Source organism: Methylobacterium sp. UNC300MFChir4.1 (assembly GCF_900110155.1).
Taxonomy (GTDB): domain Bacteria; phylum Pseudomonadota; class Alphaproteobacteria; order Rhizobiales; family Beijerinckiaceae; genus Methylobacterium.
The window spans coordinates 1-8,799 of the sequence record NZ_FOCS01000054.1 but is presented as its reverse complement, the minus strand read 5'-3'; the positions used below and the strand labels follow the sequence as shown (position 1 = coordinate 8,799).

The 8,799-nt window shown below is 62.2% G+C and carries 6 protein-coding genes and 1 pseudogene; 3 read left to right on the top strand and 4 right to left on the bottom strand.

All coding sequences use genetic code 11. From position 1 onward, the window contains the following. A partial coding sequence (locus BMY19_RS29925; protein ID WP_139215750.1) for a glycosyltransferase occupies positions 1-1,236 on the top strand: 1,236 nt, incomplete at its 5' end. 508 nt (positions 1,237-1,744) lie between these two features. On the opposite strand, the pseudogene BMY19_RS29920 reads toward BMY19_RS29925, so the two are convergent. After that, positions 1,745-2,039: pseudogene (locus tag BMY19_RS29920) on the bottom strand (transposase); the annotation flags it as partial. Positions 2,040-2,150: 111 nt separating this feature from the next. Between BMY19_RS29920 and BMY19_RS29915 the strand changes: the two are divergent. Beyond that, positions 2,151-3,431, top strand: a complete 1,281-nt coding sequence (locus BMY19_RS29915; protein WP_100253860.1) for an IS66 family transposase — start codon at positions 2,151-2,153, stop codon at positions 3,429-3,431. Between the two features lie 384 nt (positions 3,432-3,815). Here BMY19_RS29915 and BMY19_RS29910 read toward each other — a convergent pair whose 3' ends face one another. Beyond that, a complete protein-coding gene (locus BMY19_RS29910; protein ID WP_139215749.1) occupies positions 3,816-5,567 on the bottom strand; it encodes a hypothetical protein in 1,752 nt (583 codons plus the stop codon). Between BMY19_RS29910 and BMY19_RS30715 the strand changes: the two genes are divergently transcribed. After that, positions 5,557-5,748 (top strand): hypothetical protein, encoded by a 192-nt coding sequence (locus tag BMY19_RS30715; RefSeq protein ID WP_139215748.1) that lies wholly within the window; start codon positions 5,557-5,559, stop codon positions 5,746-5,748. The genes BMY19_RS29910 and BMY19_RS30715 overlap by 11 nt on opposite strands. 852 nt (positions 5,749-6,600) lie before the next feature. On the opposite strand, the gene BMY19_RS30710 is transcribed toward BMY19_RS30715, so the two are convergent. Together BMY19_RS30710 and BMY19_RS29905 are read right to left on the bottom strand one after the other, a co-directional pair. Continuing rightward, entirely contained in the window at positions 6,601-7,098 is a 498-nt protein-coding gene (locus tag BMY19_RS30710; RefSeq protein ID WP_139215747.1) for a hypothetical protein, read from the bottom strand. Positions 7,099-7,346: 248 nt separating this feature from the next. After that, entirely contained in the window at positions 7,347-8,699 is a 1,353-nt protein-coding gene (locus tag BMY19_RS29905) for an IS701 family transposase (RefSeq protein WP_100253858.1), read from the bottom strand. Positions 8,700-8,799 lie beyond the last annotated feature (100 nt).

Genomic DNA, 8,799 nt, shown 5'->3' with positions numbered 1-8,799 from the left:
CAGTTCGTCCAGGCCGATCCCGGCCGGCGCGGGCGGGCGCGGCTCGACCGGGCGCGGCTCGCCCGGCACTTCGCCGGCCGGGCGCTGCTGTACGTGACGCACAGCTGGGGCGGGGGCATCCAGCGGCACATCGACGACATGGTCGCGCAGGCCTGGGCCGAGGGCCTGAGCGTGGTGCTGCTGCAGATCGACCGGACCCGCAACCTGGAGGTCCACGTCTCGTATCGCGGCCCCGAGTTCCTGTACCTGCCCAACCTCGACAGCCTGTACCTGCCGCGCGACGCGGCCGAGCTCGCGGAGTTCGTCGGGCAGCTGGCGCCGGTGCTGATCCACGTGCACTCGCTGGCGGGCTTGCGCTGGGCGGCGGCGCGGGCGCTGATGGCGGTGGTGGCGGGCTCGGGGCGTCCCTACGCGTGGACGCTGCACGACTACTCGCCGGTGTGCCACCGCAACCACCTGGTGCAGCCGGACGGGCGCTACTGCGGCCTGGCGCCGGTGGCGGAGTGCCGGTCGTGCTTGGCGGTGGACGCGGACGGGTTCGAGGAGCCGGATCCGGGCGAGCGGCGGGCGGCGTTCGGGGCGTTCCTGGCGGGCGCCGCGCGGGTGTTCGCGCCGTCCTCCGACACGGCGGGCCGGATCCGGACGGTGTACCCGGATCTGTCGGTCACGGTGCGGCCGCATGTCGAGCCGGAGCGGTCGGTGCGCTCGACCGCCCTCCAGCGGCCCGGCCGAATCCGCCGCGTCGCCGTGCTCGGCGCGATCAGCGCCACGAAGGGCGGCCTGTTCCTGCAGGCGCTCGCCACCGACGCGCAGGACCGCGACCTGCCGCTGCGCTTCGCGATCGTGGGATACTCGGACCCGGCGCTGAAGGGTGGATTGGAATGCGCCGGCGTCACCGAAACGGGACGGTACTCCACCGACGATTTGTCCCTCGATAGGGTTGCCCAGGCTGCCCTCCAGATAGCAAAGACTGGTCGCCATTGGGAGGATGATGAGATCCTCGATCTCGTCACTCAGATTTCGGCTGATCTAATTTTGCTGCCCTCGACTTGGCCGGAGACCGACGCTTATGCGCTACCCCTAGCATTGCGCACTGGGCTGCCGGTGGTGGCATTCGAGCTCACTTCATCGGCCGAGCGTCTGCAGACAAATACAAAGGTCCATACAATCGATCGTCACTTAGCTACCGATCCCTCGGCCGTTAATAATTTTCTGACGAGTTTAACTATTTTATAAAAACATAAATTTTTAATATTTGCGAAGGAAGATAATTCTGTTAGTATAATCATTAATTTATATCACGGTGTTAAATATTATAAAAATATAATACCAACTTGTCGTGATCAGATATTGCATATTCTTGATGTCAAAAAGATGCTCGATAGAGATCATTGGGCAATTGGGAAGGCTGAGTTCACATCGGTTCAGAGAGCTGCATGCGCTCGAGCCTCGGGTCTGAATGTCCCTGCCTTGAACTTTGAAGTCCGTGTCGCCTACTCCCCGTCGATCGCTTGCCCCGGCCTCGCGACCACGACGTGCCTTCGCCCGCTCGGGGCTCCGGTCACGCCATCCGGTAATCTTCCTGCTTCGTCGTCACGACCCAGATCATCCGCGCCATCTTGTTGGCGAGCGCGACCGCCGCGACCATCTCCGGTTTGCGCGTGACGAGAGTCGTGAGCCAGCGGTTCCCGCTCCCGCCCTTGCGAACCGCCCAGCGGATCACGCTCATGGGCCCGACGATGAGAAACACCTCGATCTGGCAGTTGGAAATCTTGCCCGCCGAGCCTGTATACAACCTTCTGACGCCGCCTTTGGCTTTGCCCTTTTTCCGATAGCCGGTCTCGTCGATCACGAGAACCGCATCGAATGAGGCGAGTGTCTCGACGACGTAGTCTCGCGCCGCATCCCGCAGAGCTTCCGCGTCCCAGTGCGTGCGGCCAAGGATGGCCTGCTGACGCCAGGGACCTGGGTCACCGGCAGCCTCGTGCCCGCATCCACCCAGTCTTGGGCCGCTCACCGCCGAGCAGTCCATTCAGGAAAGGTAATTACCCACGGGTGCGCGCGAGCGCGGCGTGATGCCGGCGGGAGGCCGATGTGGGGCGCTCGCGGTGCATCTTGCCGGGAGCCGATTTTGCTGATTCTCTCGTGAGATGGGCCGCAGCGAACTGGAACGGCTGAGCCGCGAGGAGCTGATCGAGCTGGTGATGCGGCTTCAGCGGCCAGAGAAGACCTCGCGGACCTCGTCCAAGCCGCCCGCGACCAATCGCAAGGAGCAGCGGGAGCACTCAAAGCCCGGCGGCGCCAAGCCCGGTCACGAGGGCCATAGCCGCGTCGTCAGCGATGATCCCGACGCAGTCGTCGAGCATCGTCCCGAGGCGTGCGCGTGCTGCGGCGGCAGCCTGCACGCCCCTCTTCCGGCAGAGATCGTTAGCGTCTCTGTGCGGATCGAGCTGCCCGAGGTGGCGCCGGTCGTGACGCAGCACCGGCGCGTTGCCGTTTGTTGTCCGACCTGCGGGACGCGCGTGATCGCGCCAGCGCCCGAGGCAGCGCGCGGCACGCACTTCGGCCCACGGCTGCATGCGGTGGCGACGTACCTCAAGACCTTTCAGACGCTCTCGTACGAACGGCTGCAGGCGGCGATCTCCGACCTGTTCGGCCTCACGCTCAGCCAGGGCGGGCTGATGAACCTGCTCCGGCGTGCCCAAGGCTGCTTCCGTCCTGGTCGCGACGCGGCCATCGCGATGCTGCGCAAGGCTGAGGTCGTCGCCTGCGACGAGACCGGCGTGCGCATCGAGGGCTCGAACGCCTATCACTGGCTGTTCCACTCGGCGCAAACCGTGGTGCACACGCCGTCTTCGACGCGCGGCGCTGTCGTGGTGCGGGAGATGATGGACGGGTATCGACCCGCGGTGTGGATCTCCGACCGCTACACCGCACAACAGGGTCACGCCACCGAGCACCAGACCTGCCTGGCGCATCTGGCGCGCGACGTCGCCTATGTCGTCGAGGTCAGCGACGATCCCGTCCCCTGGCGCCTGCAGCTCTGGCTGCAGAGCGTCTTCGCCCTGGCCGAGTGCGTCACCGACTTGGCCGCCTCGACGCTCTCGGCCAAGCGCCGGAGCCTGGATCGGCAACTCGGCGCCATCCTGGCTACGCCGAGCCGCTGTGACCTGACCCGCGAGCTCCAGGCCAAGATCAGGCGCGCCCGCGATCAGCTCCTGGTGTTCCTCGCCTACCCCGGGAAGGTCGAGCCGACCAAAAACGGCTCCGAGCGGCTCCTGCGGCCGGCTGTCGTGCCGCGGAAGGTCACCAGCGGCTATCGCGCCATGTGGGCGGCCGAGGGCGAGGCCGCCATCCACACCGTCGTCGACACCGCCCGCCTGACCGGCGCCAATTCGTTCGGCACCATCCTCAAAACCGTGGGCGCCTGAACCCCGCCATCACAGGCCTGGGTAATTACCAGGAAAGCGTTGGCGGAAGCAGCGACACTCGAGGCAACAAAAAGAGGGCGGATGCGCTGCTTGGCCTGCCGAAGCAGAATTGAGAACAATTACGGCATAGGTTCGAGCGCAGCTTTAGATATGATCCACACACACCTAAGATCCTGAGGTGAAAAATCAACAAATATAACTGTAATTTCAGCTGAATACTCCAGATTTATTGGTATCAAATCACTTCTATCGCATTAGACGAGACATAATCATAAGCCATCAAATTGATATATGATTTTTTCGAGCATTTCGTATGCCGCGCTCAGCTATTCAATAGTAATATTACGAAGATTGCAATTAACAATTATTAATAAAAATGAATTTCTAGTTCGCCATGTACGTGAGCGTGGCGCGAATCGACTTACCGCTAAGTTGGCTATTAGTAAGCCCGGCACCCGCGAAGGTATAGAAGTTGGCTGTCGGCGTGCCGTCGCTGATCAGGATCGTGAACGGATTGCCGAAATCGGTGTAGCTGGGCGCACCGCCGGCCCGGGACTGCATCCCGAACTGCACGGAGCAGGGTAGTCCCGCGAGCGAGGCGACGGCGTTCGAGGCCGTGGTCGGGTACGTCAGGGCGAACGTGACAGTGCAGACCTTGCCAACCTGCGTCCACTGCGCGTCCTGGACGTTCAGCGACAGGCCGGCGCCGCTGCCGTCGCGCGGCGTCCACGTGCCGGGCGCGGAACTGGTCGAGAAGATCCCGCCCGCCGTGTCGGTCCCGGTGAAGCGACCGGGCACGGTCGGGGTCGGGAAGGGCTGATAGACCGTCGACCAGCTAAGGAAGTGGAAGCCGCCGAACGGCGCGCCCCAGCCGGAGGCCGCCGGCCCGGGGTCGACACGCCCGGCGATGATCGGGCTGAGGAAGGTGTTGGCGGTCGGGTAGAGCGGCGCACCGGGCGGCGGGCTGATCTTGATGGAGTAGCCCTGATTGCCCGGGGTCGCGCTGCCGATGAAAAACGGCGTCGTGCGCACGTTGGTGAAGGTGTTCTGCGAGGCCATGCCGAACTCGAGACCGAACGTGCCGGATGCCGAGCCGTCGTAGTTGAAGGTCATGTTTTCGAAGATGTTGCCGAGGACGCCATAGTTGCAGACGGTGCAGTCAATCGAACCGATCCGCATGCCGCTGCCGCCGGCCGAGGGAAAGTCAGCGTGGATGTTAGCGAAGCGGGACCCCTCCTGTGAACTGAACAGCGCGTTCGCCGTCTCGGAGGTCACAATGAAAGCAGGCCCAACTTGGTGTTCGACGCTCAGATCCTCGAACTTACCGTCGAGGATGTTGCTGACCTTGATGCCGGTCGCGCACAGGTTGTTGCAGTCGATGCCTAGGCCCTTGAGCCGGATCATCGTGGCTGGCCCCTGCGCCACGAACGGGATCGAGCCATTCGAGGAGCCGGTGTAGCGGATCGGCATGCCGAGCGGCGGCAACGTGCCGGCGGTCGTCACGGCATAGTTGCCTACCAGCTCCAGGCTGACGTTGTTGCAGGTGGAGTAGGCGGCCGCAGAGCCGTTGCCGATCGTGATCTGCGAGCCGACCAGGTACTGACCGCGCTCGTAGGCGTAGGGCATCACCAGGGGCATGTGTGAGGTACAGGCCCAGGCGATCGCCGCCTTCAGCGGGCCATCGATAACTTGGCCTTGCCTCGCGCCCCAGATCCGAACATCCGCGGCTGGCCCGGCGATATCCGCGATCCAGCAGCCAGCGCGGCCGGAGGGCTGCACCTGGGCTCCGTCGTCCGGAGTGCTGCAGTTCTGCGCTGACCACGAATAGTCGGCCACACCACCATCGCCCGGGGCGCTGAAGCCGAGGCGACGCACGTTCGGGTAGGGGACGGCGAGCGCCTTCAACTCCGCGTTCGTCTGGACCTTCGGGAGCGAGAAGCGCAGCAGCGTCGACAGGCTGTAGGCGGTCGAGTTCGACCCCGGCAGCAGCCCGAGCGCGTTCGGGTTGCGGAGCATCATGTCGCCGACGGTGGGCCGGTACATGTCCGACGAATTGTTGCGATGCGCGTTCGTCGCATCGAAGGCGAGCGCCTGGCCGGAGACCATCACTGCCAGCGGAATGAGGATGGTGCGCATCACTGAAGCACTAGAGAACTTAACACATGAAAATAAATCTATTGATCTCGGCATGTTCGAGTACATTGACTCGGGCCAGGATAAATTGTTTTTCGGTTCGCGTCTCGGATTGCGCGGGGCCTGTGAAACTGCCAGTCGGGTGACAACGGCCGAGATTGCAGAAGGCATCGATATAATCTGAGCATTTAGACAATATCCTCAGCACGCACTTGAAACTCAGCATGCCAGCATTAATCATCTTGAGCATCTTAGGGAACGGCCCGACCAACATTTTGGCATAAGATCTCATTTGCCATGCACCAGAATTAAAACAAGCATTCTCGTATTTTCAAGCGATGCTGATTCACACAGTATTACCCAGATTTAAGCGGTCACTGCAAAGCTATCATGGCCGAATGGTAAATTCGCGTCTGGAGCCTCGGCGGGATCTTCAATCTCAGTGTCCTGCGCGGCGTGCCGTTGAGTGCTGTAGCAACGGCCGCTAGATCGCCGACGAATTATCAACGTCACCTTCACGTGGACCGTTGATCCAATTGAGCAGCGTCGAGAGCCCGGCGTCCGAATCGGTGGCGACCTCGCGGACCGACCTCCCTCTCATCTGCGCCAGTCGCGCTGCTTCAGCACGAAACTCAGAGTTAGAGGTCTACTTCCGGTCTGTCATTGGAACCCTACCCTCTTAGGAACAGAACTCTCTACTTTTGCCCAGCAGGGCCAACGCTGGGCAGATCGGCAAGCTGCTGTTCATAGTGGCTGCAAATGCTGGGCTTATTATGTCCAAAACCAAGCGAAGACAAAAGGGCCGCGGCGCTAAATAATGAGCTTGCTCGCGAAACGCGGCAAAAATGAGAATAGGATCAACCGCCTTCGTCAAAGCCACCTCTACCAACACGGTCACCGGGGCCATTTATTGCAATGCGCGGAAGGACTGATATTTTAAATTCCTTCAAAATTTAAACAGCTGATTTGACTCTTCAATAATTATGGAACCTGCTGTCAAATCTAAGTTTTAGCCTTGCCGATGAGGCAGACGGTCTCAGTAGCTACGATCTGGCAAGCGGCGTAGAGCAACTTGACCCCAGGCCATCACAGGCTGCTCATGAACATTCGGCAGTCTAAGCCGCATTTCTAAGGCGCCGGTATCTGTATGTATATGAAATTTGTGCGCAACAAGTTCCCACTCTGTTGAATAGGATCTGATGATGCTCTGTTTTTCTTCTGATATCGGAATATATTCGACGGTAATGTCCGACATAACCGAGATGGCACGGCCAATGATCCTCGTGGCGCGCACGGCATACATTGCGACATAATGACCGGCAGGGACTTTCACGTAAGGTCCATAAAGCAAGTATCCAGATGCCCCGATCGGCATCTGAAAAATCTTTTGCTTACAATGAGTGTGGATAACGTTGCCGGATGAATGCTGGTAGTCATAGAGATGACAGTCTCTTGGAAATTCAGGCACATCAAAGGGAGTCATGACGGAAACTGACAAACTTTGGTAGACAGATCTCTTGCGAAGAAAGGCCATATCTCAAAACGCGGGTTAGATGACACGAATCATTGGTTTTTATCCTGATGATTTTATGGTTAATAGATCGTAAAAAACTCGTCAACCGAATCGAATTGCAGCCACTGTCGCACCCTGCGAACTATTACTCGCAGCTTTTAAAGTGTCGACAGCCACAACCACCTAAAGGTGCGTGCATGGCTCACCTGCCCCCCTTCCTCGGCCTTATCACCTCATTCCGAACTCGGCCTTATCTCGACTTTGGCCACTCATGCGGCGTGGCAAAGGGCGTAGGCCCAGGGCGCTGGCAAACGGAAGCGGGGTTTTGTTCGGGCGCGTCGGCGCGGTGATGTTGCCAAAGTCCGCTCGCGCCAAATCGCATAGCGCACGGCGGCCAGAGCATCGGCGAAGGTCGGGCGCGGTTTGGGGTACCACGCGGCGGCCGCGATCCGTTGCCGTTGGCGGACCGGGAGCCGTGCAGCCAGCAGCGTGACGATCGAGAACAGGGCGAGCAGGCAGGGCGTGGTGCGGGCGATGGCCTTGTCCGACCACTGCCGCTGCGTCTCGACACCGAGATGGGCGCGCGCTTCCTGGAAGGTGACCTCAACGGTCCAGCGCCGCACGAACCACCCCACGATCTGCGCGGGCTCGCGCATCGGTTCGGTGCAGAGCAGGGCCTGCGGTTGGAAGCGCGCCTCGGGATCGCGCACCAGCACCCATCGGATCGGCACGACCGGCAGACCGCCGTGCCGCCACACGGCGGTCCCGGAGGCGATCTCAAGGGTGCGCTCGCCCGCCCCGTACCAGCCGGGCACCACGACCGCGTGCCAGCGCGTGTCCTTGGCCGCGAGGATCGCAGCGAGCGTCGGCAGCCGCGCGCCTTTGGTCCGCGGGCGTCCGATCGTGCCGGGCGGACGAGGCGGGGCCGGCTCGTAGAGAGCAGCATCCATCCGCAGGCGGGTGATCGCCGTGATGCGGGCGCGGCGCATCGCGTCGAGGAACAGCAAGGCCGAGAAGCCGCTGTCGCCCACCACCACGAGGTCGCGTGCGCGCAGCCAGCGGCGAGCCTGGAGAGCGAGTTGGCGTCCGACGTCGAGCAGAGGCTTGTGCCGACGGCCCCGTTCGCGACAGGCGCGCTCGGACGGCACCAACGCGATCAGGAAGGGCCGCGCCCAGACGCGCCCCGCCCAGGGGATTGGGGCCAGCAACATCAGGCTCATCCAACGCAGCCCGCTCGCCTTGACGAAGTGGCTGTCGGAGGAGCGAACTGGATCACGGTAGATGCCCTTGGCCGCGATCCGCTTGCCGCGGCGGCGCTCGATCGTATCGTCCAGTCCCAGGACCACGGGGCCACGTTGCGCGAAGGCATCGACGAGGAGCCCGAGCAGGATACGGCTGCCGGAACGCGGGCACCACGCAGCGCGGTTGAGGATGCGGTGGACGTTCACGAACCGCCGCTCCTGCGCGCGGCCGATGATGCGCAGGACGCTTGTCACCGTGCGCTGCCCCGGCGTCAGGATCGCGCCGACCAGCAGGTTCTGGGCGTGTCGCCACGAGCGGTGGACGAACAGCGGCGCGAACGCCAGGATGATCCCGGCGAAGCGGGCAGGCAGGGGCAGCATGGCGGTGTCTCTTGGCGGGGACGCCGCTAGCCTATCCGTCACGCCCGCTTCGTCACCTCCGCCCACTCGACGCGCCGCAAATGGCCAAAGTCGAGCTTAG

Bases quoted from the DNA above. Each gene is read 5' to 3' on its own strand.
- BMY19_RS30710 (WP_139215747.1), bottom strand. From the start codon at position 7,098: ATGGCCTTTCTTCGCAAGAGATCTGTCTACCAAAGTTTGTCAGTTTCC.
- BMY19_RS29910 (WP_139215749.1), bottom strand. From the start codon at position 5,567: ATGCGCACCATCCTCATTCCGCTGGCAGTGATGGTCTCCGGCCAGGCG.
- BMY19_RS30715 (WP_139215748.1), top strand. From the start codon at position 5,557: ATGGTGCGCATCACTGAAGCACTAGAGAACTTAACACATGAAAATAAA.
- BMY19_RS29905 (WP_100253858.1), bottom strand. From the start codon at position 8,699: ATGCTGCCCCTGCCTGCCCGCTTCGCCGGGATCATCCTGGCGTTCGCG.
- BMY19_RS29915 (WP_100253860.1), top strand. From the start codon at position 2,151: ATGGGCCGCAGCGAACTGGAACGGCTGAGCCGCGAGGAGCTGATCGAG.